The following is a 24,746-nucleotide window of genomic DNA, read 5'->3' as shown; positions in this document are numbered from 1 at the left end:
CCACTGTAAGGCCCAATGCAAAAAAGTAGTTGATAAGTTTCATAAGGCTTCCGTGTTTGTGCTTTGTTCTTTGACTGCAAGAAAAATCAAAACTACTACGACCAACACGCATGGGTACAAGGCAAGCATTATGTTTTGATTAAATATGGCTTGATAACTCAATGTTCCTAGTGTGCCACCTATAAATGGACCAACCACTGGAATCCAACTGTAGCTCCAACCTGACTTTCCTTTGCCGGCAATAGGTAAAATAAAATGAGCTATCCTTGGGCCCATATCTCTGGCAGGGTTGATGGCAAAACCAGTTGTGCCACCCATCGCTAATCCGATCATGCAAATGAGCAGACCAACTACTAAAGGGTTTAGTCCTTCGGTGAAAGAATTGAGACCTAAATATGAAAGCGTAAAGAGCAAAACAAATGTGCCTGAGACTTCACTAAACAAGTTGGCATACCTTGATGGGATCGCTGGACTGTTGCAGAACACGCCCAATTTAGTTGCTTGATCTTCCGTAGCCTTCCAGTGAGGAAGGTAATGCAACCACACCAAGGTAGCCCCGAACATAGCCCCTAAAAATTGTGCGATGATATAGCCAGGAACCAATGCCCAATCAAATGCACCTACCATGGCGAACCCTAAAGTGACTCCGGGATTGATGTGAGCTCCAGAAATGTCTCCAACTGCATAGATAGCCATGGCCACTGCTAGTCCCCACCCTACACAAATGGCTAGCCAGCTACCACCATGAAAATAATTCTTATTTAGGCTAACGCCGGCATTTACTCCTCCACCTAAAAGGATCAAAATGGCAGTACCGATAAACTCTGCTAAGTAGACGTTCATTGTTTCTGTGTTTGAGTGATTTTAATATTCTCTTTGATCAATTGTTTTAGCTCTTGTTTTTGTTCACCTTCTAATGATTTGAGAGAAAGTGTCAACCACTTTTCTGGAGACTTTTTTGGATAAAGTAAAGCAACCGATTCTTCAATCCTATAAAATCCAAAATCGGCCCAAACCATAGTCATACACCGCTCGGGAATATGATGTTTGATCTCAACACCTTTTTTGTCGATAATCAATTCTGGGTTTGTTTCCTTTTTTTGATTCCAAAGATTCTTGACCTTGATTTTGAACATGAAGTTTCTTCCTACGAATACATAGACTAAAGTCAGTACACCTGCGTAGGTCAGCTTTTCATCCATTGGTGTAGTTTTCATCCCAGTGTACAAAAGCAAACCGGCTACAATGGCCAGCAACATGGACATGGCTCTTTTCTTCGGGTGGTCAGCAATTTTTTGCCCTTGAAAAAAGGCTTCATAATCGCTATTTGAAGGGATATTAATTTTTTTCATTTAAAGCGTAATACTAATTGGGCAATGGTCTGATTCCTTGTAATTTGGATGGATGCTCGAGGATGATACATTTTTCATCAGGGGTTCGCTAACTAAAAAATAGTCCAGACGCCAGCCAATATTCTTCTCTCTTGCACCTGCTCTATAGCTCCACCAACTATAAGCCACTTCATCCGGATGTAATTGTCTGAAGGTATCTACAAACCCTGCTTCAAGGAAATTAGTCATTCCATCGATTTCCACTTGGGTATAGCCTGCAGTTTTATTGTAATTGGATTTAGGTCTGGCGATGTCTATTTCCTGATGTGCCACATTGAAATCACCACAAACGATCACGGGTTTATGAGTTTCCAATCCTTTCAAGTATTTTCTAAAATCCACGTCCCAGCCCTCTCTATAGTCTAACCTTCGGAGTTCACGGCTCGAATTTGGAACATATACATTGACTAAATAAAAATCTTCGAATTCGCTGGTGAGTACACGGCCTTCCTGATCATGAACTTCAATACCAATACCTTTGGTCACAGATAAAGGTGCTTCTTTGCTGATGGTACATGTGCCACTATATCCTTTTTTCACAGCACTATTGGAAGACACATGGTACGGAAAGTCTTCTCCCAATGCTTCTAGTATTTGATCATCTTGAGCCTTCGTTTCTTGTAAGCAAATTATATCGGCTTGCATATCTTCAAATGAATCGAGGAGACCTTTTTTGATGGCTGCACGAATGCCATTGACGTTGTATGAAACAATTTTCATAAAGGGAATTTAATTTGAGATTTTTGACAATAATTTTTTATTTCTGATGCCAAATGGCACCATGACCGCTGGATATAGCCAATAGATAAACCCTCCAATGGTAAAGGCCATATTGGCGTTGATTGGCAAGAGACAAAACAAACAAGAAACTAGCGGTATAATTCCCATCAACACATTGGCTCGCATGCTAACCTTGGTCATAAATATTTCTTTGTTGGTCAATGCTAAGCTGTCAGCTCTCTTATACGCAATCAAATACATAACCGCCAGTGTAAAAAAAATGCTGGCTGCACCAAAACCATAAATCACCATCAATTGAGGAGTGTTTTCCATTCGAATGACCTCAGTAAAAATATGTTTGAAGGCTGCTTGGTTATTGGTAAACATAGCCGAAAACATATCGTATAGCAGCTGCATCAGAAATTTGAGCGGATAGATATAGAATAGGATCAAAAACAGCAAAAGGGTATTGACTGCCACAATGGTGGCGTCCTTGAACCCATATCGAATAAAGAAAACGTAGTGTTGAAACCAAATGAGCATGAGCAGGGCCATGCAAAGGGCAAAGGGCACAAGGTCTTTCAGAAAATGAAGGAGTTCAGCATAGGTCTCTGGAATAGAAGAAGAGATGACCAAAAGTGCAGTTGCAATAGCAAAAACGCCATCGGACAATGCCTCAACTCGAGTATTGTCAACACCCCGAAAACGAAATTGTTCATTAGAATTGTTAAGCGATTTTTCTTTTAGTGCATTGCGAACCAAAACAGGTGAGTTTTAGGATGAAAATTAGAGCTTATTGAGCGGAATGCAAAAACTAATTGAGAAAGGCTGCTCCAAACACACCCGCAGAGTCACTTAGTTTGGGTTTCAAAATCTGTGTAGAACAATCCGGATTGAAAACATGCTTTTTCACTTCTTCAATTCCTTTGGTGTACAACAAATCTATATTGCCAACTCCACCCCCAATGACAATTACATCAGGGTCTATTGTATTGATGATAGTGGAAACCCCAATTCCGAAAAATTCTATCAAACGATTTATAGTGGCTTTAGCTAAGGGGTCAGATTGGCGATCAGCTACGATCTCCTTTAGTGATTTGTACTGGCCAGAGTTCTCGGTGTAATATCGTTCTAAGGCCGGGCCAGAAATGACAGTTTCTACGCAACCACTTTTTCCACAATAACATTTCCCGCCTGAATCGTGCAGAAAATTGTGTCCCCATTCTCCAGCTATGCCATTGGCTCCATTTAGGATTTTCCCATTAAAAACAAGGCCACCACCCACTCCTGTACCCATAATCACTCCAAATACTACCTTAGCATTTGGCGCTTTTTCCGGTACAATGCCCATTTGTGTTTCAGCCAATGCAAAACAATTAGCATCGTTGGCCATGCGAACTGGGATTTGAAGTAAGTTCTGTAGGTCTACCAACAAGGGTTGATCATTGAGGTGCTGACTATTAGAGTTTTTCAGATGACCTGTAGGAGGATAAATAGACCCAGGTGTACCTATCCCAATTTGAGATGGTTTTTGGCCACTCTCTGAAATTAGTTTTTCAATGAGTTTCTTAATTTGGAAAAGAACATGGTGATAACCTCTGTCTCCTTCAGTAGGGATTCTTATTCGGGCAATTATTTTATTCTCGGCCGAAGGATCAATGATAATTCCTTCAATTTTTGTTCCGCCAAGATCTATACCCCACTTCATTTGAAATTAGTGGCTTGATCTATTTCTAATTGCATGGTATCTAGTTCTGTTTTCATCTGTTCGCTCGACCAATCCAGCCAATGTTTCATCTCAGTGGCTACCATATTCAAATGGTCTTTTACGCTTTGTATATTGAAAAACAAACGTCCGGTTCGGTGAATAAAGAAATCCGTGAGATGCATGACCATTTCACTTTCAATGCAAAATCGTACTTCAGCTTTAATGATTTTTGTTTCCTCATTTTTGCCTGGCAGCCTTTCGGAAAAATTGAGAATAGTTTGGGCTTGGTCACCATAAGTATCCACCAGATAAGCTATTTGATGTTTACTGAATTGACTGTTTTCTTTTGAAAGCTTGGCTTTATAAGTAATTACGGCTTTCGTGTTTTTGAAACTGTTTCCTACGAATTTGATTTTCTTGGTTTTGGATTTTGTTTTCTTTGTAATGCCGGAGCGAGAGCTTTTCATTTCCAGGACTAGATCAATGGTGCGCTTTGCCATTTTACGATAGCCAGTCAGTTTTCCTCCCGCAATTGAAATCAGACCACGATCCGAAATAAAAATCTCATCTTTTCTTGAAATCTCTGAGGCTGATTTGCCCTCTTCCTGAATCAAAGGACGAACACCTGCCCATGAAGAAAGTACATCTTCCATAATTAAAACAATTGAAGGAAAGGCATCGTTGACCGCTTTGATTAGATATTTGACATCTTTCTTTTCAGTACGTGCATCTCTTGGATTGCCTTTGTAGTTGGTGTCTGTAGTTCCGATGTAGGTCACATCATTTTTTGGGATGGCAAATATCATTCTGCCGTCAGACACATCGAAATAGACCGATTGCTTCACCGGTAGCTTTTCAAAAGGCACTACAATATGAATTCCTTTCGTAAGGTGGAGCTTAGTTTCTTTTACCTTTTTGTTGAATTTTCGGACTTGGTCTACCCAAGGCCCGGCTGCGTTCACCACATAATCTCCGTAGATTTTAAAGTCTTCACCAGAATCTTCGTCATGGACAGCTACTCCACATACTTTTCCTCCTTTAGCCAGCAAGTCGGTACAAGTCGTATAGTTCAAAGTCTGTGCACCAAACTTGACTGATGTTTTGATCAGTTCCATCACCAAGCGGAAATCATCCGTCTGGTATTCGGCATACAGTCCACCCCCTTCAATGATGTTTTTGTCTAGAAGGGGTTCACATTTCATAGTCTCATCTACAGACAGCATTTTGCGTTGATCCTCTTCTTCTACTCCGGCCAATACGTCATAAACCATCAGGCCTACCGACGTAATAATTTTACCATAATTACCATCTTTGATTAAAGGCAATAACATCTTTTCTGGCCTGACCAAATGGGTGGCCAATTCGTGAAGGATAGAACGCTCTTTGCCCACTTCACGAACCAAACTAAATTCAAATTGTTTGAGATAACGAAGTCCACCGTGAATCAATTTGGTTGATTTACTACTCGTACCGGAAGCAAAATCTTTTTTTTCTATTAAAGCAACTTTGAGTCCACGAGTGGCAGCATCTAATGCAATACCCGCTCCGGTCACGCCTCCACCAATTATGATTACGTCATAGTATTCATTCCTTAAGTTTTGAATGATATGAGGTCGAGTTTGATATGAGAAGGAAGGTTGTGACATAATTTTTTTGTGCAAAACAATTCAAATAATTACTCAACGTAATTCTCGAAGTGTTATGAAATGTTTACTTTTTTATCTTGCCCAGTTCATGCATCTTTTCACGGCATTGTGCCAACCTGTGTAGAGATGGTCTCTGGTAAAATCGTCCATTTTAGGCTTAAATGTTTTTTCCAGTGCCTTTCTTTTTCGGACGTCGGCCATGCTCCAGAGTCCGCTGGTAATTCCGGCTAAGAATGCGGCTCCCAGTGCGGTTGACTCTACATTTTTAGGTCGCTCCACCGGCACATTTAAAATATCCGCTTGAAATTGCATAAGATAATTATTGGCAGAGGCCCCTCCGTCTACTTGCAATGAATTGAGTTTCACCCCAGAGTCATTGGCCATGGCAAACAATATATCTCGTGTTTGATAAGCTAAAGATTCCAATGTGGCTTTTACGATTTCTTCGTTAGTGGTATCCTGAGTTAATCCAAAAATTCCACCTCGGGCATACATGTCCCAGTATGGAGCACCTAATCCTGAAAAAGCAGGAACCATGTAGACCCCACTGTCTCCTTTGGTTCTTTGTGCAATTTTTTCTGTTTCTTCTGCGGAACTTATCATTTTCAACCCATCGCGTAACCATTGAATGGCAGCCCCTGCCATGAATATACTTCCTTCGAGGGCATATTCGATTTTTCCATTCAACCCCCAGGCAATGGTTGTCAGCAAGCCATTTTTAGAGTATTGGATTTTTTCTCCTGTATTCATCAAAAGAAAACAACCTGTTCCGTAAGTGTTTTTGGCTTGCCCAGGATCGAAACAGCCTTGTCCAAAAAGAGCCGCTTGTTGATCTCCAGCGACCCCCATTATTGGAATATCTCCGCCTTGTACTTGAGCCATTCCAAAATGAAAACCTGAGTGGGTAACATCTGGAAGCATCTGTCTTGGGATTTCGAATCGCTCTAAAAGCTCTTCGTCCCAGCTGAGTTCTGAAATATTAAAAAGCATCGTTCTGGATGCATTAGAAAAATCCGTGATATGAGAAGCGCCATTCGTTAAATTCCAAATGAGCCAAGTATCAACCGTACCAAAGATGAGATCACCCGCTTCTGCGGCTTTTTTTGCCCCTTTTACATTGTTGAGGATCCAATGAATTTTCGTAGCAGAGAAATAGGAGTCAATTACAAGGCCAGTGTTTTCTCGAACATAGTCCTCAAAATCATCGTCATTTTTGAGTTGTTGGCAAAAGTCGGAGGTTCTTGTATCCTGCCATACGATAGCATTATAAACAGGATTGCCAGTTTTCTTATTCCATACAATGGCAGTTTCTCTTTGGTTGGTAATGCCAATCCCCAGAATTTGAGAATTGTTCACTTTACTTTTTTTAATGACTTCATACATTACATCCAACTGAGATTTTAGGATGTCGTAAGGGTCATGTTCTACCCAGCCATTCTTTGGATATATCTGCTTGAACTCTTTTTGAGCCATGGTCACTATTTTGCCTTTGTGATCAAAAAGAAGAGCCCTCGAACTTGTTGTTCCCTGGTCAAGCGCCAGTATGTATTGCTTCATGCGGACAAATTTTCATTAAGTTAAGCACAATATTCAAATAATTAAACAGCATTCTTATTTGATGTCAATAATTGTTTTTAAAGACAAACGAATTGGCCCGATAGTGAGGAGTAAACACAAAAAAAGCGGCTAGTATACCGCTTTTTAATTACCGTTCAATTTTTTAATTATCTCTGATAGCAGAAGATGGATTTGCCACAGCAGATTTGAGTGAATGGTAGAGCACGGTGACAAATGCAATGACAAGAGTGAAGGCCGCAGACCAAGCGAAACTGGTCCACCGAAGGTCCATGGCATATGCAAAGTCCTGCAGCCACTGATCCATAAAATAATAAGCCACTGGAAATGCTACAATCATGGAGATAAAGATCAGCTTAAGAAAATCTTTTGACATCATAATGATGATGGTCATTACGCTGGCACCAACTACTTTTCTGATACCTATCTCTTTTCTCTTAGTCTCAGCGGTGTATGAAGCTAAACCGAATAGACCCAAGCAAGCAATAGCTATGGTAAGCATTGAAAATATAGCGAATACTTCTCCCCTTTTTTCATCTGCTTCATATTGTTGCTGGAAACCTTGATCTAAAAAGGCATATTCAAATGGTCGGTTGGTGACCACGGACTTAAAAATCTCTTCTACTTCAGCCATTGATGTTGAAATATCTGTAGAATTCAAACGCACAATCATTTGTCCATTATTTATACCATTGTAAACTACAAGCGGTGCAATGGGCTCTTGCAAGGAAATGAGGTGGTAATCTCTCACCACACCTACAACGGTAAATTCTTGCGTATCCAAATCATCGCTAATAAACCGACCAAATTTTTTACCTATTGGGTCTACCCAGCCCATTTCACGAACCATTTCTTGGTTTACAATTACGGAGGAAGACGTATCATTTCCTATTTCGCTTAGAAAATTTCTACCTTCTACAATGGGAATTTCCAGCGTTGGAAAATATTGATTGTCTACTATAATGTTTTGAAAAATCTTTTCAATCATTAGTCCATCTGCGGATTCAACACGGATGCCACTCATGTTCATGCTATTCGTACCGGGTACGCCAAAACCAGAACCCACGGACTCTACATTGGGGTTTTGAAGCAATTTGTGAGACAGCACATCTAGTTTTTCTTGAACTTTATCTCCTTCCAAAGCAACTGTAACTACCTGCTCACGATTAAACCCTAGCTCTTTATTTCTAAGATATTCTAATTGTTCAAAAACAATCCAAGTACTTACCACCATTCCCAAGGAAATGGCAAACTGAGCGACCACCAAGACTTTGCGAAGAGATTCGTTGCCCTTGTTCTTTTGAGATTTTCCTTTTAGAACTTCAGCCGCTTTGAATCGTGATAAATAGAAGGCGGGATAGCTTCCACCAACCATTCCAACAAACAAAACCACCCCAAATAAGATCATCAACATTTTAAAATTGATAAAATTCTGATCAATGGAAAGGTTAGCTAATTCATTGAAGTGTGGAATAAGAAAGAATGTCAGAATTAAACTTATGCCTAGGGAAATAAAAGCAATCACTATCGACTCAGTCACAAACTGGATCATGAGCTGAGTTTTATAGGAGCCCATGGCTTTTCTAATACCGACCTCCTTGGAACGAGATACGGACCTGGCCGTGGCCAAGTTCATGTAATTGATACATGCGATAAGGAGCATAAAGAATCCAATGGCACTAAAAATATACAAATAGCTGATGTCTCCTTCCGAGCCAAAATCCATGTCAAAATTCGAATAAAGATGGATTTCTTTCATCGGCTGAAGAGAAAATTCAGCCGATGCACTAAACTGGTTATAAATGGGAGCCATGTACTTGTCATACATCTGACCCATAATCGGTATCACTTCCGCAGCTTCGGTATTATTCGGTAGCACTAAGAAAATTTGATCATTCATATTGCCCCACGCATCCTGGCCTGGAGTATTTGTACCATACGACATGAGGCCATGTGCTCGAATACTTGAGTTAATTTTAGGGTTCGCCATTATGCCTGTAATGATGCGAGTGTCTTCTCCATCAGTTTTTATTGATTGGCCCATGGCAGAGATTCCTGGAAACCATTTTTCAGCGAGATTTTCAGAAATTACAATAGTATTTGGTTCATTGAGGCAGGTAGCTTTATCTCCTTGAAGCAATTCGAAATCGAATACGTCGAAAAACGACGAGTCCGTTTGAATAATGTCATTTTCATAAAAGTAGTTTTCTTCAACAGCAATCAGCATTTCTCCTTTGCCTGTTACACGAACAAAGTTTTCTACGGCATGGTATTCGTTTTTTAGAGTTGAGCCTACTAGTGAAGGAGCAAGAGGCACGTGAAATTCAGTGTCTTGTACATTGGCTTTTGTGGTGACTCGATAAATATTTTCCATGTTGGAATGGAAACTGTCGTAGCTTTTTTCAAAATCTATATATAAATAAAGCAGCAAACTACTTACGATTCCTATTGTGAGTCCAATCACATTGATAGCAGAGTAGACAGGGCTATTCTGAATATTGCGAAGAGCAATGGTGATATAATTTCTAAGCATAGTCGTATAGTTCTTACTCTAGTCGGACAAACGGTGTGCCGAAGTCATTAACTGGAAGATAGTCAAATACTTACAAATATAATCAGGTCTAATATAAGGTAAGGTTGTCCACTACTGGACAACAAAGTGTTCGCAGATATTAAATAAACCTAGCCAGTCGATAGCTGCATTCAATTTGTTTTTGCCCTCGCTGCACAATGAATGTCACTTTTTTCCCTTCCCTGGTAAGAAACAGGTTGAGGAATTGGCCGTAATTATCGATAGTGATTGGATCATCATTGATTGACAATATGATGTCTCCGGCTTGTAAGCCAGATTCTTCCGCTGGAGATCCTTTGCGAAGCGATTTGATGGCAAAAGAATAATCCTTTTCGTTTTTCACGTCAATACTCAAACCACTCATGTCATATTCAAATAGGTCAGAAAAACTGTTGTTCTTCTTAAGGTAAATTTTGGAATGATGAAAGTCATAGATGACATTAAATCGCTGTAGAACACCTTGGCCTATAGACCCATCGCCATACTTCTTGGTGTCTTCGTTTTGATTGATATGTTCAGGTTTGGCAAAAGTGGCCAAAGGATTCTCTAATGAATATTCATCAATGTTGAGGCTTCGCAACCGGCCAACATGGCCGAGCACTTCTCCACCGAAGGACTGTCCGATTGGAACTTCTAAGTTTCGATAGGGCAGAAAGTAGTCCACAGAGTCATCTTCAAAAAAAACGGCATGACTGGCCCCTGTTTTAATCATAAAATTCATATTTCGTTTTTCCCAGCTTTCCAGCACCACTTCGGTTTCGATGAATGGCTTCCGTTCAACTATGTTCATAGGTAGTTCGCTGTAACCTTTGGGCTTTGAAAATGACTCCGGTTTGTGCAGAGTGAGGATAGATTTGGAATGATCCACTTCTACCACAAAACTTTTGAAAACGTCATAGCCGATGAGTCCATGTACTTTTGAGCCAGCTAGTCCAGCCAAATTCAAATAGTCGGTTTCAAGTACCAACATCGAGGATACATCTGCAGTAGATACACTATCCGACAGGGACATTTTAGCATCTAAAGCTACATACCCATAGTAGGTTTGATCCCCGCCTTGACCAAGTTTCATTTTTCTGGCATATCTAAATTCTAAAAAATCTCCCACAGCCTTTTCGGTAAGAATGGTGTGTTCAATACTTGTGTCCAGAATGAAATTGACTGAAATTTTGTCTTTGAGCGTTACCTCTAAAACAATGAGGTTGTTAAAATTTTGAAAGGGGATCTCGACACTTTCTTCTCCTTTTGGCAAAGCAAAGCCAAATTGTGCGTGAAGAAATTGAGTAATTGAAAGATTTAAGATTAGCGCCACTATAAGCGCTTGACGAATCGGTTTTTTCATTTTTCTCCTAGCTGAATAATCAAGAAGATAACAATTCCCGATAAAATTCCCTTATTGGCTCCTCAATTTTGGGATGAGCGGTAGTAGATTTAAGATTTTTTATAAGTGAGATTGACGAAACCTGTATCAAAAGCCTCTGTTTTGACTAGTTCAAGCTTGGTCTCTTTTGGATTATTTGGAATTAGTGGAATTCCACTACCTAGTATGACGGGGGTGATGGTTAACAACATTTCGTCGATCAGCCCAAGGTCAATCATTGAGGAAATGAGGACACCACCTCCAACTACCCAAATGTCTTTTCCGTTCTCACTTTTCCATTCTTTAACCTTGTCCTCAAGAGGGCCAGAAAACAAAAACGTGTTTTCCGTTTTGATTTCAACTTCCTGACTGCTTACTATGTAAGTTTTACAATCTGGGTAGGGCCAGTCCACACCAAAGCCCAGGACTTCCTCATAAGTTTTTCGTCCCATGATCAAAGTATCTACGGTATCATAAAAGCTATAGTACCCATAGTCTAACTTATCTGGATTAGGAATGGCATCCAGCCAATCCAATGAACCGTCTGCTCTGGCGATATAACCATCTAGACTCGTTGCGATAAAAAGCTTACATTTTTTCATGTTTTGGGCTTAAATGGTGCATTCCCCAAATATAGAAATCCAGCAGTTACTTTTTACTATTTCAGCTCTTGACTAAAATTGACTGACAGCTTTACCCATTGTGCTAAGTTCTCATCTGAATCAATGCCTTCGTCATAAATCGACACGAAATCTTTCATCACTTTGCCTGTGGGCTGGAAGGGCAAGCAATAATCATATTTCAAAGCTTGAGAAACTTGAGCTTCTCCAATTCTGGCAATGAGTCTGGGTTTTCCATTTGCCTTATCGATACTGGTACCCACGCACATTTTGTCTTGGAGAACAAAACAAAGTCCACCCATGAGTCTCTTGGCTTCAGCGTTTACCCCGAGCTCCTGAAAGCTCCGGGTAATCCGATCGAACAACATTTCATCGTATGCCATTATTTTCTAATGATTGAAGCGAGGTATTCATTCAGTGGTCGGGCCGCATGCCAATAAGTCATCAGTTCTTGAAGCAGATTGTCTGAGGAGATCAATGCAGGTTTTCGCTTAGACATAAAATAAAACTGCTTCTTAAGAAGCAAAGGGTTGTCTTCTGACGCCTCCTGAAATTCAGCAGGCATTCTCTTACTTTCCTCTCCTAGCAAGTCACCGAAATTTGATTTGAACGCTCTATCGTTGATTAAAGCATGGATGATTTCAGGTTGTTTCATGACATCGGATCTGATGGCTTTGAGCTGGTCTTTGTCCAAAACATAAGCGCCGCCCATGACACCTACTTCTTCCGGTGAAAACCTCAGGAAAAGACCTGGGACACTCTTATCTTTTCGTCCGGCATGAGAAACGACAGCCGAATAATGCAGATTGTATGGGGTTTTATCCTTCGAAAACCTTAAATCACGATTGATTCTTAGTACACAGTCTTTTGGGGCTATGGACAAAGAAGGGTCTTCATTTTGAATGGCAGCAATGAGATCAGAAAGGAAGGTCTCAAAAGGTTTCTTCACCTCTGATTCATATCTTTTCTTATTGGCATGAAACCACTCTTTCTGATTGTTATTGGTCAGGTCTTGGAAAAAGGTGATAAATGATTTTGTAAAGTATCTCATTTGTAAATGGAATATAGTTTGAACAATGTTTCCCTTTAGACAAATGAGCTGTTCAAAACGGACGGAGTTTTGAAAGAAATTACAATTTTTCTTCAGAAAGAGCCATTTTTACCCACTGAGGGCTATTTTCTAAGAAATAGGTGTGAAGGTGGCTGCTCGAACTTTCTAATGGATTCATATTCTTTACTAGTTCCAACCGAAGATCTAAAAGTTTTTCTTTATCAGGATTGCCACCTTCTCGTACCATTTTTATTTGGTTGGCTTTCGATTGTTCGTTCTGCTCGGGATTTAGTATGCCTTTCAGCGATGAGCATTGGTGGCAGGTGCCCTTCTGGCTCACAAATGCACACTTATCGTCGAAGATTCGGGTCAGGCTTTTTCGAGCACCAGCGATAGCATGCTTTACCTTTCCCTCGCTCAGACCAGTGATAGTCATGATTTCAGAAACTTTAAAGTCATAGACATTCTTGAGCCAAATACAAACTTGCTGTTCTACGACCAGCGTTTTAGTCATACAATTGAAGCAGTAGGTGATATGTTCCTTCAGTTCAAAACTTTTATCGGGTTTACTATCATAGACGCCCCTCATTTTGTCGAACATCTCTTCAGAATTGATATGCAGTTTGGCGTTGATCTGTTGGGCATCTTCTCTCCACCTTTTTTGCTTGCTCAATTGGTTCTTGGTCAAATTATGTGCAATGGTGAAAACCCATGTTTTGTAGGAAGATTCTTTTCTAAACGTCCCAATTTTATCAACCACCTTTAAGTAGGTGTCGTGTACAAGGTCTTCAGCTAATGCTCGATTGGACACGAGTCGAAAAACAAATGAAGTCAATTCGCATTTGAAAGAGAGGAATTCAGATTCGTACTTTTCTTGTTCAGATTTATCCATTTCGATACACTTTAATCAAATACCAAGCAATTGGGCAAATGGTGCCCAATATTACTAGAGGGAGAAACATTCTACCTAACCCATCCTGACCCACGAGAGCAGACTGTACAGACTGATAAGTGATATAATAAAAAATCAGAGCCGTTGAAAAATTTATCGTTCGGACGAGTGTAGCTGCTAGTTTATACTGCCTTTCAGCATTATGATTAGTAATTTCTGTAGGGTAGTTGAAAAGATGAGGAAACCTATTTAGTATCATCAGCCCCACGTAGACGACAAAACCCACCATGGGCAAGATCCAAATACTACATTTTGAACCAAAACGATCTGGTTTTCCCGTAGCATCAAAATGCATGGGTATGACTTCTGGAAGCTCTGCATAGCGATATAGAGGATATGCAACTAATAGGATTATCAACACACCTCCCATCAATTCCATTAAAACATCAAATGAAGAAAGCGTCAGCTTAAGTTTAGGCCTTGCCATGTTAGAGCAAATAATTATACAAAGGTGTAAGCCCAGTAAATTAATAAAAGCTGCAGCGGCAAGCGAATCAATGTAATAGCAATTTGTCTTCCTTTCTGTCTTGCTTGTTGATAATGATAAATATTGGCAGGAAAGACAGCAATGAGTAGTACAATAATTCCCCAGGCTGCCAACGTTCTTGTTTCTTCAAAATAAATGGCCACACCTAACAAGATTTCTATTACCCCAACCAATAGGTTAACCACTTTTGGAAAAGGGACCCATTTCGGCATAATCTTCAAGAAGAACTTTGGGCTATGAAAATGACTAACCCCTGCGAAAATGTAGAAGGCTGAAATGATATAGACTGAGATGCTTTGGATCATCCTTTAGGCTTTTTTGTGTTCTGGACAATTCTTTCTATTAGTTAGAAAGAATATGGTATTGGGATGTTAAGTTCTGATCTGGAGTGGATGAATTTCATTTCTTCAAAGAAATAGTTTATTGATGATTGCGCGATAGGTCTGTCCTATAGGAATATCGTGATCCTGAATTTTGATACGATTTCCTTCTATCAACTTGATTTTGTCCTTGGCAACAATGAAAGATTTGTGTACGCGAAGAAATGCTAAAGATGGGAGTATGGATTCGTATTCAGAAATTTTCTCATGACTAATGATCATTTCTTCACGAAGGTACATTTTAGTATAGTTGCCGTATGCTTCAATATACAATATATCGTCAGTGGCAATTTGGTGATACTTTTTATCACCTTTTACAAAGAACCTTTCATTGGACGGTGTAGATAAAGTGTTGGTTTTTGAATCTTCCTGCTTGGGCCCTACGGCTTTGTTGATGGCCTTGACGAGCCGATCAAAACTAAATGGCTTCAATAAATAGTCAGCAACATTGAGCTCATAACCCTCAAGTGCAAATTCCTGATATGCTGTAGTGACTATAACCTGAGGAGGGTGAGTGAGTGTTCGCAAAAAATCAAACCCTTTGAGTTTGGGCATGTTCAGGTCCAGAAACATGATGTCCACAGTTTGTTCATTGAGATATTGCATCGCCTCCAGTGCATTATAGCAGTTTTTGGCCAGCTCCAGATGTGGAAGCATGCTACAAAATTCTTCAATTAGCTCATGCGCCAGTGGTTCGTCATCTACGATTATATATCTAATCATTGAGTTCGATAGTTAATTCTACCCTGAAGACATCCTCCTTTTCTAGGATAGAAAGGGTATGTTTATTTGGGTAGATCAGTTTTAGTCGTTGTTTCAAGTTATTCAATCCAATGCCACCTTGAGCGCTTTTTTCTAAAAGGTCAAAGTTGTTTTCAAGACTAAATTTAAGTTGTCCGTTCTCGGTTGACAAATCCATATTGATGTAGGCGTTATCAGAAAGAGATTCCACACCGTGTTTTAATGCATTTTCTAAAAGTATGATGAAAAGCAATGGAGAAACTCGATCACTTTCATCAATCGAATGATTGAATTGGACATCTACTTTCTTTCGGTATCTAATGAGGTGTAAATCAAGATAGTTTTCCAGATATATTATTTCATCTTTTAGAGGTACATATTCCTTTTTTCCTTCATAAATGGAATACCGCATCATTTCAGACAATTTCAAAATCACTTTCGGAGCTTCATCAGAATGTTTGATTGTAAGCGAGTAGAGGTTGTTGAGTGTATTAAAGAAAAAATGAGGATTCACCTGAGTTTTTAACAACTCTAATTCTGCTTGTGACTTATCTGCTTCAAGCGTCTTTAGCCATTTCCATTGGTCATAAATAAACAGCACAATCAAAACCGGAATCGGTACCAAAAAGAGTATGAGGGCAAACGTCTTATGGTGTTCCACATAATATTCGAAGGTTGGGGCAGACAACCTGAAGTAGGAAAAATGAATCGCAATGAGAGTATAGGCTCCTAAAATGTAGTATTGGTATTTCTTAAAAAAACCGGGAAACAGGGTGAACCCAAGACCCAAATAAAAAATCAATAGGAAGACGATCGTGATAGGGTTGTCAGGAATGCTTTTGTTCGAATCGTACAAGAGAGCGATTACAAATAATACAAAGAGGCCGAAGAGCCTCAGCATAGTTTTCCTTTTTTGCACGAAAAAAGAAAAATTATGAATGACTAGAGATAACAAAAGCCACCAAATGGCAAAAATGAAAACGTCGTCGGTGTTCATATCCTCAGGGATAATGATCAAGCCCAAATAGTCTAGCCAATAGAAAAAGGGAACGATGACTAGCCCTATGACAAATGCTTTGTATTTTTTAATGAAGTCAATCATGGGTCAAAGTTATTGTTATCCCTGTCAACAATTTAATATTAATGTCCAACCCATCAATTTTTAACATGAACTGGATCAGTTTAATGTTGAATGTAATTGATGTCAATTTGATGGTCATCTAACACAAAAAAGACGAGGTACAACACCTTTATTATAAGTGTTGATTTTGGGTAGCTAGGTTAGCCGAAAATTCAAAATAAAGGACTTATGAACACGCTTAAAATTAATCAACTATCAAAGACCTATGCCAATGGCGTCAAGGCGCTCGATGAGGTGTCTTTGACTGTGACCAACGGGATGTTTGGTCTATTAGGAGCTAATGGCGCGGGTAAATCTTCTCTGATGCGAACCATTGCCGCGCTTCAGCAACCTACCTCTGGCACCATTACTTTCAACGATTTGGACTTGGTCCAACAGCCAGAAGTCATCAGAAAACAACTTGGGTATCTGCCACAAGAGTTTGGAGTATATCCGAAAGTTTCTGCTGAACGATTGCTGGATCATATGGCCGTACTGAAAGGAATTGTTGATAAACAAGAAAGAAAGGAACAGGTTGAGGCCCTGTTGATGCAGGTAAATTTGTATCAACATAGAAAAAAGGCTGTTCATACTTTCTCTGGAGGTATGCGGCAGCGGTTCGGTATCGCTCAAGCCTTATTGGCCAACCCTCAAATCATCATTGTAGATGAGCCGACTGCTGGCTTGGATCCGGAGGAGAGAAATCGATTTCTGAATCTATTGAGTGAGATTGGCGAAAATGTGATAGTGATCTTATCCACTCATATTGTAGAAGATGTGCGAGACCTGTGTCCACAGATGGCTATTCTGGCCGAGGGAAAAATTATTTCACAGGGCAGCCCAAAAGAGTTGGTATCAAATCTTGAGGGAAAGATTTGGTGTAAAATGATTAAAAAATCAGAACTCGAATCTCATAAAAAAGCCTTCGGTGTCATCTCGACAAAACTCCTTGCTGGTGAAACCCAGATTCGTGTTTATGCTGATCAAAAGCCAGAAGCCGGATTTGATCCCGTCCAACCTAATCTGGAAGATTTGTATTTCGTCACTCTTTTCAATCAAAATAAAAACGCATAAACATGTTTAGTCAATTACTTCGATTTGAAGCTTTTCTGCAAGTGAAGCAGAAGGCCTTTATGATTTTTGCATTCATATTTTTGTTTTATGGGTTGGTAACGGGCGCACAAGGATTTGCTCCTGCAAACGTGAATTTCAATTCTGGATATCAGATCAATTACTATACTGGATTGATATCATTAGGGTGTGTTTTTATCATTATGTTTTTGTCGATCGGTGGCGTACTTAGAGATAAGCGGCACGGAATGGAACATTTGGTTTTTAGTACACCAATTAGCAAAGCCTTGTATTTTAGTAGTCGCTTTACAGGACTGTACTTGTTCAGCTTGCTTTCATTTGTTCCATTTCTTTTTGGTTATGCTTTCATGATCAGCTTTGGCAACCTGGACCCTTCTAGGATAGCTGCGTTCGAATTCATGAGGTATGTCCAACCCTTTTTCTTAATTGTTGCGCCGAACATTTTTTTTTGCTCTGCACTCATCTTTGCCGTCACTGTATTGACCAAAAGTAACATCGCTACCTATGTCAGTGCGTTTTTTATTTACATGCTCTACATGTTGAGTTCAATGTTTTTAAACTCACCCATGATGGCACAGTCTGTTCCGGCGTCACCTGAAGCTATGGCTATTGCTGCATTGGCAGATCCTTTTGGTTTGGCTGCTTTTTTCGAGCAGACGCAATATTGGACCGCGTATCAAAAGAATACTCAATTGCTCTCCTTTTCTGGCTTATACCTATGGAATAGGATTATTTGGACTGGTTTTTCTCTTTTAGTTCTCTTTATTACCTATCGACTGTTTTCATTTCGGGTCTTAACTCAAAAGTCCAAAAAACAAGAAGAAGATGAGCAGGCCCCTTTGATCAAAAAAATTTACCGACCAGTAGCAGTGGTCATTAGCTCTAAATCACAACGATTGGCATTCTTATCTCAGTTGAAACTGGAGTGGGCAGCAATATTCAAAAGCCTTCCTTTTTTGGCTATTCAAGCGATATGGATAATCATCGTTTTCATGGAGTGTATGGCACGAATAAACAACGGTGGCGCTTATAATGATAGTTGGTACCCGCTGACAAATTTATTGATTGACTTATATGTAGATCCACTAATGCTTTTTGCGTTTATTATGATTGTCTTTTATAGTGGGGAGCTGGTTTGGCGAGAGCGAAGCTTCCGTTTTAATACTATTATAGATGCGAGTCCTGTCGCCAATTGGTCGCTTTTTCTATCCAAATTTTTGGTATTGATTTCGCTTCCCATGACGCTGATCGCAGTGGCTATTTTTTTATCGGTAGGTTTTCAAATAAGCATGGGCTTTTTAGAAATCGAATGGAGCCAATACCTGGCGTTGTTTTATTTCTATGGATTGCGTTTTATCATTTTTTGTTTGATCGCCTTGTTTCTTCAAAGTGTTACCAGAAACAAGTTTTTGGCTATGGGGCTTACATTGATGATTATCCTCTTTAGTTTTTTAGCACCAAAAGTAGGTGTGGAACATTTGATGCTTCGTCCAGGGAGCCTCACGCTTCCTACTTATACCAATATGACGGGCTATTCGGCTGAAACCTTGCAGTTTGCTCATCAGGCTATTTTTTGGCTGGCATTTTCTGGCCTTCTTACTTTATTCACTTTCAAACTTTGGCAACGCAGAGTAGATACTAATCTGAGAATGCACCTGGGTCAGGTTTTATCAAACTGGAAAAACTGGGAGCGCATTTCGCTATCGTATGGCCTTGCTATTTTTATTGGCATGGGGAGTTTGATTTGGTATAATACGCACGTAGTCAATGAATACTATACAGCCGATGATACTTTAGACTTTCGTGAAGGGTATGAAAGAAAGTTTAAAAAGTATGAATCGTTGACGCGACTTTATCACACAGATATGAAGGTAGAAGTGAACCTATACCCAAAAAGAAATCGCTATTTGGTGAAAGCGGATTATGTTATGATCAATAAAGAGGAAGAGCCCATGACTCAATTGTTCATCACTGAAAAAGAGCCTTTATCTAAAATATGGATTGAAAATGCAGGACTGGTTGAACATGACGAATATTACGGTACGTACTTATATGCATTTGAAAGTCCGGTCATGCCCAACCAAAAGGTGAAAATAAGCTTTGAAATTGACCGAGAATTTAAGGGTTATGAAACCAGTCAGGAATTGGTTGAAAATGGTACATACCTCATGCATCGAAGTTTTGAGCCAGTCCTCAAATATCGCGAGAGCATGGAAATTTCAGACAATTTTGAACGAGCCAAAAGAGGATTGCCGCATAAAGAGGTAGAAGAAGTTTCAGATTTACACTTGACAGAAGAAAACTACAAAATAGGAAGAGTTAATTATGAAACAGTCATTTCTACTAGCGCAGATGAAATTGCGATTGGTACTGGGGCGTTAGTCAACCAATGGAGCGAACCTGACCGTAATTATTTTCACTTCAAATCTGATCAATTGGTTATGCCTACTGTGGCTTACTTTTCGTCTGCTTACGAAGTACGAAAAGAGAAAATCGAAGGCATTGATTTCGAACAGTATTATTTCCCAAAACATGATTTTAATATTGATTCGATCAGCTCGAGCGTACAAAGCGCATTGGCTTATTGCAATGTCAATTTTGGACCCTATCCTTTAGATCATTTGCGCATAGCTGAAGTTCCAAGTCACTGGCAAATGGGTGGGTTTGCACACCCGGGCTTGATCAGTATGGTAGAGGACAATTTGTATCTGATTGATATCAGAGAGGCAGATGAATTCAATCTGGTCGCAAAGCGTACCATACACGAAGTGGCTCATCAATGGTGGGGACATCAACTCGCACCCAAAGTGGCTCCGGGAGCTAGTTTTTTTATTGAAGGGTTGGCTAAGTATACAGAAGCTGTAGTCATGAAAGAGGTATATGGTAAAAAGGCATGGATACAGTTAGGAGAAACAGCTCGAATGCGATATTTCAATGGCCGCGCGTTTACCGGCGACAAAGAACAACCCTTGTATTTGGTAGATGGACAAAGTCACTTGGTATACGGTAAAGCATTGACAGTAATGCTTGGCTTGCAGGAATTGCTTGGAGAAAAAGCGATTAATACCATTCTAAAAGGAATTGTAGATGAGCATGGAGGTAAAGAGCCGTTTGAATTGACCACATTGATGTTTTTAGAAAAATTGTATGAAATTTCAACAGTAGACCAAAAAGCATTGATTGATGATTGGTTTAAAAAAGTGATTACCTATGAATTGTCAATTGAGGAGGTAGAAGTAGAGGCTTTGGACAATGGTCAATTTGAATTAACTATTCAGGTAGAAGCCAATAGATTTGAAACCAATGAGGAGGGAGAAGAAGAACCGATTGGAATTGATGAAGCTATTACGATTGGTGTCTTCAGTAAGGACCCTTCCATAATCAAAGGTCAAGCGGATGTTTTATACTTAAAACCACATGCTTTCCATCAGGAAAAATCTGAGATTAAAATAGTTGTCGATGAAAACCACTTTTTGTTGCCGTTGATCCTTTTAGCACCAGAGTAGAGGAAAAGGTCGTGGATAATATTAAGCGGTTGTAAGAAGAAATATGCTAGGCTCGGTGCAAGCTGGGCCTAGCTTTAATCTTTCTTCGCTAGTCTTACCCAAGTCATGGCATCCAAAACCTTGTCAGGAAACTGAGCATGTAAGGTGGAGTCAATCTTGATGGACCCGTACATTTCAGTATAAAACACTTTTTCCACTGAGGTGCCTACGACTGTGATATCATATGGAGCAAAGAGTGTGTTGAAATCTTGTCCTAATTGTGAAGCAGCCAGGAAGCTGGCGATGGTATCGTATTCAGTTGTAGCCGTGGAGGCATAGCCACCAAAAGTATTGAGATATTCATTGGTCACCTGTATGGCGAGATCACCCGTTTGTACCAATCGACCAATATAAACACCTGATAGAGAATCGAAATTATAATCTTTGGCCGCATAAGGCAAAATGGTTTTGAGTTGCCTCATTTGTTCGTGATAGGTCAATGACGGATGTAGACCAAGTATTAAGCTGACTCGCCCATCCTTTTTGCCTTTGGTAAAAGCGGGAAAAAACAAAGTACTGTCTCCATCTAATACCATCAAGTAACCTGTGGCTTTTTCACGATAAGAAGACCCTGCTAACTCCTCATTCACATCAAAGCGTAGGATGACCGATTCAGTTTCAACTGGAGCAGCTTCATTTGTACTTTCTTGTATTGATTTTTCCTTTGGCTCACATGCCCAAAGGAAGATCAAAAGGGCATAGATCGGTTTTAGCATAACATCTGAATTTATTCGGTTAAATTTATGTTGTACCTACCAAAAGGGAAAAGAATCACTATGAAAGTATTTATTTCAGTATTGGCCATTTTATTTATTTCAGCTTGTCAAACGCAAGGACAAGATCAGAAAAAGTCTACTTCTTCTATCAAACAAAAAGTCATCAAGTCGGATGCGGAGTGGAAGGAAATTCTAACTCCTATGCAATACAACGTCCTTCGGGAAAAAGGGACAGAAAGACCCTGGACTGGTGAGTTGAATAAGGAAAAACGTAGGGGCATGTTTTATTGCGCGGCATGCGCCAACCCGCTCTTCGAATCCAAAACCAAATTTGAATCAGGTAGTGGCTGGCCGAGTTTCTATACCTACGCTACGGATACGAGTTTGCTAGATTTGGCAGATTATAAATATGGCATGGTGCGTACTGAAGTGATCTGTGCCAAATGTGAGGGACACTTGGGGCACGTATTTGAGGATGGCCCAAAGCCCACAGGTTTACGCTATTGTATTAACTCTGCGAGCTTGGTATTCAAAGAAGAAAATTAATTAGTGTTTAAATTGATAACCGGTCATTCTTATAAGTTTCTCAGCGCTGACCTTTTTGAATGACGCACCTTCATCAGAAAAAGTTGGTGCTTCGATGTCCAATGATTTTGCAGCCTTTTCGTAAAATGATTGCCTTGTTTCCTCTGAAGGCGCGCAAGCATTTATTGTCACCCCCCAAAGATTTCGTTCGATAATAGTTTGGATTACTCCAATGCAATCATCGAGATGAATCATATTGATTGGACTATTGGCTCCTGCCAAGTCTTTCTTTCCGGCTAAGAATTTTCCAGGATGTCTATCCGGCCCGTACAGCCCACCGAAGCGGATCACAGTAGTTTCGAAGGCTGGGTTATTTGAAAATAGATGTTCCATTTTGAGCAGCGGAATTCCACCGCGTGTCATACATGCTGAACTGGCATCTTCTTCATTTACCACCTTGTTGTTCGCTGGATATACTGCGGTAGAGCTAATAAAAATGACTTTTTCTGATTGAATGCACTCAAGAATAGATTTGAGTTGGTTTTCGTGAAAATCTTCCGCGCCATTTTGATTTCGAGGTGGAAGGTTGACAATAGTGATATCAGATTCAAAAAACTCAGCAGGGTCTCCTGCCAGATATGGATTGAGTATCAAATGGAAAGGTTGGATACCAGCTTTTTCGAGCAATGGCAATTTATCCTTGTTGGTGGTAGAGCCTTTTACTTGAAAGCCAGATTGGCTCAGGTGTTTGCCCAATGGAAGACCTAACCAGCCGCACCCTAAAATACTAATGGTTTGCATGATGCGAAATTAACTATTCCGTTCATCACAAAGATGTGCGTTGTTATAGGGGCAACTCTTATATTGCCTGTTGAAAGTCAAAAAACTCTAAAAATGAAAAAACTATTTACAACAAGCTTGATGATCGTAGGAGTAATACTCGTTTCTTGCGGTCAAAAAACAACCCTCAATTACAGCATTAACCTCAATGATCGAAGCAATGATGAATTCAAGGTCACCCTTGACGTGAAAGGGTTGTCAGAAGAAAACAATATCTATCAATTTGCAGCTACAGCTCCCGGCACCTATCAGACCATGAACATTGGCCGGTTTGTGAGAGATTTCAAAGCCTATGATAAAAAGGGAAATGAGATCGAAACGAAAAGGAAGGGAGATAATCAATGGGTGCTGACTAAACCTAAAAAGATTGATAAAATAGAATATCGCATACTGGAAACTTGGGATACGCCTGTGGAGGAAATGGAGATTTACAAGATGTGCGGCACCTCTATCGAAGAAGATCATGTGTTGTTCAATGCACACTGTGTCATCGGCTACCCTCAGGGTATGCAAAGTGAGCCGTTGTCTATTGCTTTTACCTATCCAGGCGAATGGCAAGTCGGTACGGCTCTTTCAAAAAATGAGGAAGGTGTGTATACGGCTAAAAACTTCGATCATGCCGTAGATTCTCCTATACTTTTGGGAAGACTCTCAGAAGCCAGCGCAGACTTCAACGGAACTAAAGTTGAGCTATATACTTATAGCAAAACGGATAAGATTAAGTCCGCAGACCTATTGGAAAGCATGAGTGCCATGCTCCAGGCTGCCAATGAATTTGTGGTGGATTTTCCAGTGGACAGGTATACCTTCCTTTTTCATTTTGAAGACATTACGGCGGGAGCTTGGGAGCATTCCTACAGCTCTGAATATGTCTACTCGGAAGAAGAATACGCTGTTGATGGCGGACCAAAAATCACCAGTACGGCAGCGCATGAATTCTTTCACATTATTACACCGCTCAACATTCACAGCGAGATTATCCAGCAGTTCAACTTTGTGACACCTACGCCATCTGCACATCTTTGGCTGTATGAATCTACTACCGAATGGGCATCGGACATGATGCAAGTGAGGGGAGGTCTCATGACAATAGAAGAGCTTTTGGGTCAATTGAATTACAAATTAAGTGTAGATGATTATTACTTTGATTCTGACTATAGTTTGACAAAAATTGCCGAAACTTCATTTATGGAATCAGGCAGAAAAAATTATGGCAACGTCTACTTCAAAGGTGCTGTAATCATTAACCTGTTAGACATTCTGCTTCTCGAAAAATCTGAAGGTAAGCGAGGGATGCGCGAAGTAGTAAACGAACTGTCCAAAAAATATGGTCCTGAGAAGGCTTTTCCTGAAGATGAATTCTTCGATATTTTCGTAGACATGACTTATCCAGAGGTAGCAGACTTCTTCGAGAATTATGTGAAAAATGATGAGCCATTACCATTGGCAGAATTCTATGCCAAAGTGGGTGTTTCTTATTCTCCTGAAAAAACAGTTGGTGAGGGCGAAGAGGCCAAAGTAGAAAAATTTGTATTTGAATTGGATGAGGATGCTACCAAAGAGCAACTGGCTTTGCGCAAAGCCTGGACCACGAATCTGTAGAGAGCAGAACAAAATAAACAGAAGGCTGACTGAGTATATTTAGTCAGCCTTTTTTTCTACTAATCAGTTAAGTGAGAATAAGTTATCTTCGAATGATTTTAGA

At 40.0% G+C, this 24,746-nt stretch carries 23 protein-coding genes; 4 read left to right on the top strand and 19 right to left on the bottom strand.

All coding sequences use genetic code 11. The features are described 5' to 3' along the window. Window positions 1-39 precede the first annotated feature (39 nt). The 17 genes from ACOQO5_RS04225 to ACOQO5_RS04145 form a co-directional block, all read right to left on the bottom strand. The gene (locus tag ACOQO5_RS04225) at window positions 40-843 is read right to left on the bottom strand and encodes an MIP/aquaporin family protein (RefSeq protein WP_420580437.1); all 804 of its coding nucleotides are present in this window, start codon (window positions 841-843) and stop codon (window positions 40-42) included. Next, the gene (locus tag ACOQO5_RS04220) at window positions 840-1,352 is read right to left on the bottom strand and encodes a hypothetical protein (protein WP_420580436.1); all 513 of its coding nucleotides are present in this window, start codon (window positions 1,350-1,352) and stop codon (window positions 840-842) included. Before ACOQO5_RS04220 ends, ACOQO5_RS04225 begins: the two co-directional genes overlap by 4 nt. Beyond that, window positions 1,353-2,111, bottom strand: a complete 759-nt coding sequence (locus ACOQO5_RS04215; RefSeq protein ID WP_420580435.1) for an exodeoxyribonuclease III — start codon at window positions 2,109-2,111, stop codon at window positions 1,353-1,355. Between the two features lie 9 nt (window positions 2,112-2,120). Next, the gene (locus ACOQO5_RS04210) at window positions 2,121-2,873 is read right to left on the bottom strand and encodes a TMEM175 family protein (protein WP_420580434.1); all 753 of its coding nucleotides are present in this window, start codon (window positions 2,871-2,873) and stop codon (window positions 2,121-2,123) included. Window positions 2,874-2,925: 52 nt separating this feature from the next. Continuing rightward, entirely contained in the window at window positions 2,926-3,819 is an 894-nt protein-coding gene (locus ACOQO5_RS04205; RefSeq protein ID WP_420580433.1) for an ROK family protein, read from the bottom strand. Beyond that, window positions 3,816-5,465 carry an FAD-dependent oxidoreductase gene (locus ACOQO5_RS04200; protein ID WP_420580432.1) on the bottom strand — a complete coding sequence of 550 codons (1,650 nt, stop codon included), beginning with the start codon at window positions 5,463-5,465 and terminating at the stop codon, window positions 3,816-3,818. Before ACOQO5_RS04200 ends, ACOQO5_RS04205 begins: the two co-directional genes overlap by 4 nt. 72 nt (window positions 5,466-5,537) lie before the next feature. Next, the gene (glpK, locus tag ACOQO5_RS04195; RefSeq protein WP_420580431.1) at window positions 5,538-7,022 is read right to left on the bottom strand and encodes a glycerol kinase GlpK; all 1,485 of its coding nucleotides are present in this window, start codon (window positions 7,020-7,022) and stop codon (window positions 5,538-5,540) included. A 163-nt stretch (window positions 7,023-7,185) separates the two neighbouring features. After that, complete coding sequence (locus ACOQO5_RS04190; RefSeq protein WP_420580430.1) at window positions 7,186-9,573, bottom strand: ABC transporter permease; 2,388 nt, start codon at window positions 9,571-9,573, stop codon at window positions 7,186-7,188. Between the two features lie 139 nt (window positions 9,574-9,712). Further along, a complete protein-coding gene (locus ACOQO5_RS04185; RefSeq protein ID WP_420580429.1) occupies window positions 9,713-10,954 on the bottom strand; it encodes a PDZ domain-containing protein in 1,242 nt (413 codons plus the stop codon). Between the two features lie 89 nt (window positions 10,955-11,043). Continuing rightward, the gene (locus tag ACOQO5_RS04180; protein ID WP_420580428.1) at window positions 11,044-11,574 is read right to left on the bottom strand and encodes a dihydrofolate reductase family protein; all 531 of its coding nucleotides are present in this window, start codon (window positions 11,572-11,574) and stop codon (window positions 11,044-11,046) included. Window positions 11,575-11,630: 56 nt separating this feature from the next. After that, window positions 11,631-11,975: a TfoX/Sxy family protein gene (locus tag ACOQO5_RS04175; protein ID WP_420580427.1), complete on the bottom strand. Its 345-nt coding sequence runs from the start codon at window positions 11,973-11,975 to the stop codon at window positions 11,631-11,633. Further along, window positions 11,975-12,643 (bottom strand): DUF2461 domain-containing protein, encoded by a 669-nt coding sequence (locus tag ACOQO5_RS04170; RefSeq protein ID WP_420580426.1) that lies wholly within the window; start codon window positions 12,641-12,643, stop codon window positions 11,975-11,977. The genes ACOQO5_RS04175 and ACOQO5_RS04170 overlap by 1 nt, the downstream gene beginning before the upstream one ends. Window positions 12,644-12,722: 79 nt before the next feature. Beyond that, a complete protein-coding gene (locus ACOQO5_RS04165; RefSeq protein WP_420580425.1) occupies window positions 12,723-13,535 on the bottom strand; it encodes an RNA polymerase sigma factor in 813 nt (270 codons plus the stop codon). Continuing rightward, window positions 13,528-14,022 (bottom strand): DUF1648 domain-containing protein, encoded by a 495-nt coding sequence (locus ACOQO5_RS04160; RefSeq protein ID WP_420580424.1) that lies wholly within the window; start codon window positions 14,020-14,022, stop codon window positions 13,528-13,530. The genes ACOQO5_RS04165 and ACOQO5_RS04160 overlap by 8 nt, the downstream gene beginning before the upstream one ends. A gap of 14 nt (window positions 14,023-14,036) precedes the next feature. After that, window positions 14,037-14,387 (bottom strand): MauE/DoxX family redox-associated membrane protein, encoded by a 351-nt coding sequence (locus ACOQO5_RS04155; protein WP_420580423.1) that lies wholly within the window; start codon window positions 14,385-14,387, stop codon window positions 14,037-14,039. A gap of 102 nt (window positions 14,388-14,489) precedes the next feature. Further along, a complete protein-coding gene (locus tag ACOQO5_RS04150) occupies window positions 14,490-15,185 on the bottom strand; it encodes a LytR/AlgR family response regulator transcription factor (RefSeq protein ID WP_420580422.1) in 696 nt (231 codons plus the stop codon). Next, window positions 15,178-16,305: a sensor histidine kinase gene (locus ACOQO5_RS04145; protein WP_420580421.1), complete on the bottom strand. Its 1,128-nt coding sequence runs from the start codon at window positions 16,303-16,305 to the stop codon at window positions 15,178-15,180. Before ACOQO5_RS04145 ends, ACOQO5_RS04150 begins: the two co-directional genes overlap by 8 nt. A gap of 207 nt (window positions 16,306-16,512) precedes the next feature. Between ACOQO5_RS04145 and ACOQO5_RS04140 the strand changes: the two genes are divergently transcribed. Both ACOQO5_RS04140 and ACOQO5_RS04135 read left to right on the top strand, forming a co-directional pair. Further along, window positions 16,513-17,397, top strand: a complete 885-nt coding sequence (locus tag ACOQO5_RS04140) for an ABC transporter ATP-binding protein (RefSeq protein ID WP_420580420.1) — start codon at window positions 16,513-16,515, stop codon at window positions 17,395-17,397. 2 nt (window positions 17,398-17,399) lie between these two features. Then, window positions 17,400-20,921, top strand: a complete 3,522-nt coding sequence (locus tag ACOQO5_RS04135) for a M1 family aminopeptidase (protein WP_420580419.1) — start codon at window positions 17,400-17,402, stop codon at window positions 20,919-20,921. 74 nt (window positions 20,922-20,995) lie between these two features. Here the strand turns inward: ACOQO5_RS04135 and ACOQO5_RS04130 are convergent, their stop codons facing one another. Beyond that, entirely contained in the window at window positions 20,996-21,676 is a 681-nt protein-coding gene (locus ACOQO5_RS04130) for a hypothetical protein (protein ID WP_420580418.1), read from the bottom strand. A gap of 60 nt (window positions 21,677-21,736) precedes the next feature. Here ACOQO5_RS04130 and msrB point away from each other — a divergent pair, with 60 nt between their 5' ends. Continuing rightward, window positions 21,737-22,222, top strand: coding sequence for a peptide-methionine (R)-S-oxide reductase MsrB (gene msrB, locus ACOQO5_RS04125; protein ID WP_420580417.1), 486 nt, complete (start codon window positions 21,737-21,739; stop codon window positions 22,220-22,222). On the opposite strand, the gene ACOQO5_RS04120 is transcribed toward msrB, so the two are convergent. Next, a complete protein-coding gene (locus ACOQO5_RS04120; protein ID WP_420580416.1) occupies window positions 22,223-23,002 on the bottom strand; it encodes an SDR family NAD(P)-dependent oxidoreductase in 780 nt (259 codons plus the stop codon). A gap of 93 nt (window positions 23,003-23,095) precedes the next feature. On the opposite strand from ACOQO5_RS04120, the gene ACOQO5_RS04115 reads away from it, so the two are divergent. Beyond that, a complete protein-coding gene (locus ACOQO5_RS04115) occupies window positions 23,096-24,643 on the top strand; it encodes a peptidase (RefSeq protein WP_420580415.1) in 1,548 nt (515 codons plus the stop codon). The last annotated feature ends 103 nt before the right edge of the window (window positions 24,644-24,746 follow it).

It is taken from the genome of Reichenbachiella sp., assembly GCF_965223055.1.
In the GTDB taxonomy this organism is placed as follows: domain Bacteria; phylum Bacteroidota; class Bacteroidia; order Cytophagales; family Cyclobacteriaceae; genus Reichenbachiella.
The sequence above is the reverse complement of the archived record's forward strand: the minus strand, read 5'-3'. Positions and strand labels throughout refer to the sequence as shown.

Bases quoted from the DNA above. Each gene is read 5' to 3' on its own strand.
- ACOQO5_RS04160 (WP_420580424.1), bottom strand. From the start codon at position 14,022: ATGGCAAGGCCTAAACTTAAGCTGACGCTTTCTTCATTTGATGTTTTA.
- ACOQO5_RS04115 (WP_420580415.1), top strand. From the start codon at position 23,096: ATGAAAAAACTATTTACAACAAGCTTGATGATCGTAGGAGTAATACTC.
- ACOQO5_RS04220 (WP_420580436.1), bottom strand. From the start codon at position 1,352: ATGAAAAAAATTAATATCCCTTCAAATAGCGATTATGAAGCCTTTTTT.
- glpK (WP_420580431.1), bottom strand. From the start codon at position 7,022: ATGAAGCAATACATACTGGCGCTTGACCAGGGAACAACAAGTTCGAGG.
- ACOQO5_RS04185 (WP_420580429.1), bottom strand. From the start codon at position 10,954: ATGAAAAAACCGATTCGTCAAGCGCTTATAGTGGCGCTAATCTTAAAT.
- ACOQO5_RS04120 (WP_420580416.1), bottom strand. From the start codon at position 23,002: ATGCAAACCATTAGTATTTTAGGGTGCGGCTGGTTAGGTCTTCCATTG.
- ACOQO5_RS04155 (WP_420580423.1), bottom strand. From the start codon at position 14,387: ATGATCCAAAGCATCTCAGTCTATATCATTTCAGCCTTCTACATTTTC.
- ACOQO5_RS04165 (WP_420580425.1), bottom strand. From the start codon at position 13,535: ATGGATAAATCTGAACAAGAAAAGTACGAATCTGAATTCCTCTCTTTC.
- ACOQO5_RS04130 (WP_420580418.1), bottom strand. From the start codon at position 21,676: ATGCTAAAACCGATCTATGCCCTTTTGATCTTCCTTTGGGCATGTGAG.
- ACOQO5_RS04190 (WP_420580430.1), bottom strand. From the start codon at position 9,573: ATGCTTAGAAATTATATCACCATTGCTCTTCGCAATATTCAGAATAGC.
- ACOQO5_RS04170 (WP_420580426.1), bottom strand. From the start codon at position 12,643: ATGAGATACTTTACAAAATCATTTATCACCTTTTTCCAAGACCTGACC.
- ACOQO5_RS04225 (WP_420580437.1), bottom strand. From the start codon at position 843: ATGAACGTCTACTTAGCAGAGTTTATCGGTACTGCCATTTTGATCCTT.
- ACOQO5_RS04135 (WP_420580419.1), top strand. From the start codon at position 17,400: ATGTTTAGTCAATTACTTCGATTTGAAGCTTTTCTGCAAGTGAAGCAG.
- ACOQO5_RS04175 (WP_420580427.1), bottom strand. From the start codon at position 11,975: ATGGCATACGATGAAATGTTGTTCGATCGGATTACCCGGAGCTTTCAG.
- ACOQO5_RS04180 (WP_420580428.1), bottom strand. From the start codon at position 11,574: ATGAAAAAATGTAAGCTTTTTATCGCAACGAGTCTAGATGGTTATATC.
- ACOQO5_RS04205 (WP_420580433.1), bottom strand. From the start codon at position 3,819: ATGAAGTGGGGTATAGATCTTGGCGGAACAAAAATTGAAGGAATTATC.
- ACOQO5_RS04140 (WP_420580420.1), top strand. From the start codon at position 16,513: ATGAACACGCTTAAAATTAATCAACTATCAAAGACCTATGCCAATGGC.
- msrB (WP_420580417.1), top strand. From the start codon at position 21,737: ATGAAAGTATTTATTTCAGTATTGGCCATTTTATTTATTTCAGCTTGT.
- ACOQO5_RS04200 (WP_420580432.1), bottom strand. From the start codon at position 5,465: ATGTCACAACCTTCCTTCTCATATCAAACTCGACCTCATATCATTCAA.
- ACOQO5_RS04150 (WP_420580422.1), bottom strand. From the start codon at position 15,185: ATGATTAGATATATAATCGTAGATGACGAACCACTGGCGCATGAGCTA.
- ACOQO5_RS04215 (WP_420580435.1), bottom strand. From the start codon at position 2,111: ATGAAAATTGTTTCATACAACGTCAATGGCATTCGTGCAGCCATCAAA.
- ACOQO5_RS04145 (WP_420580421.1), bottom strand. From the start codon at position 16,305: ATGATTGACTTCATTAAAAAATACAAAGCATTTGTCATAGGGCTAGTC.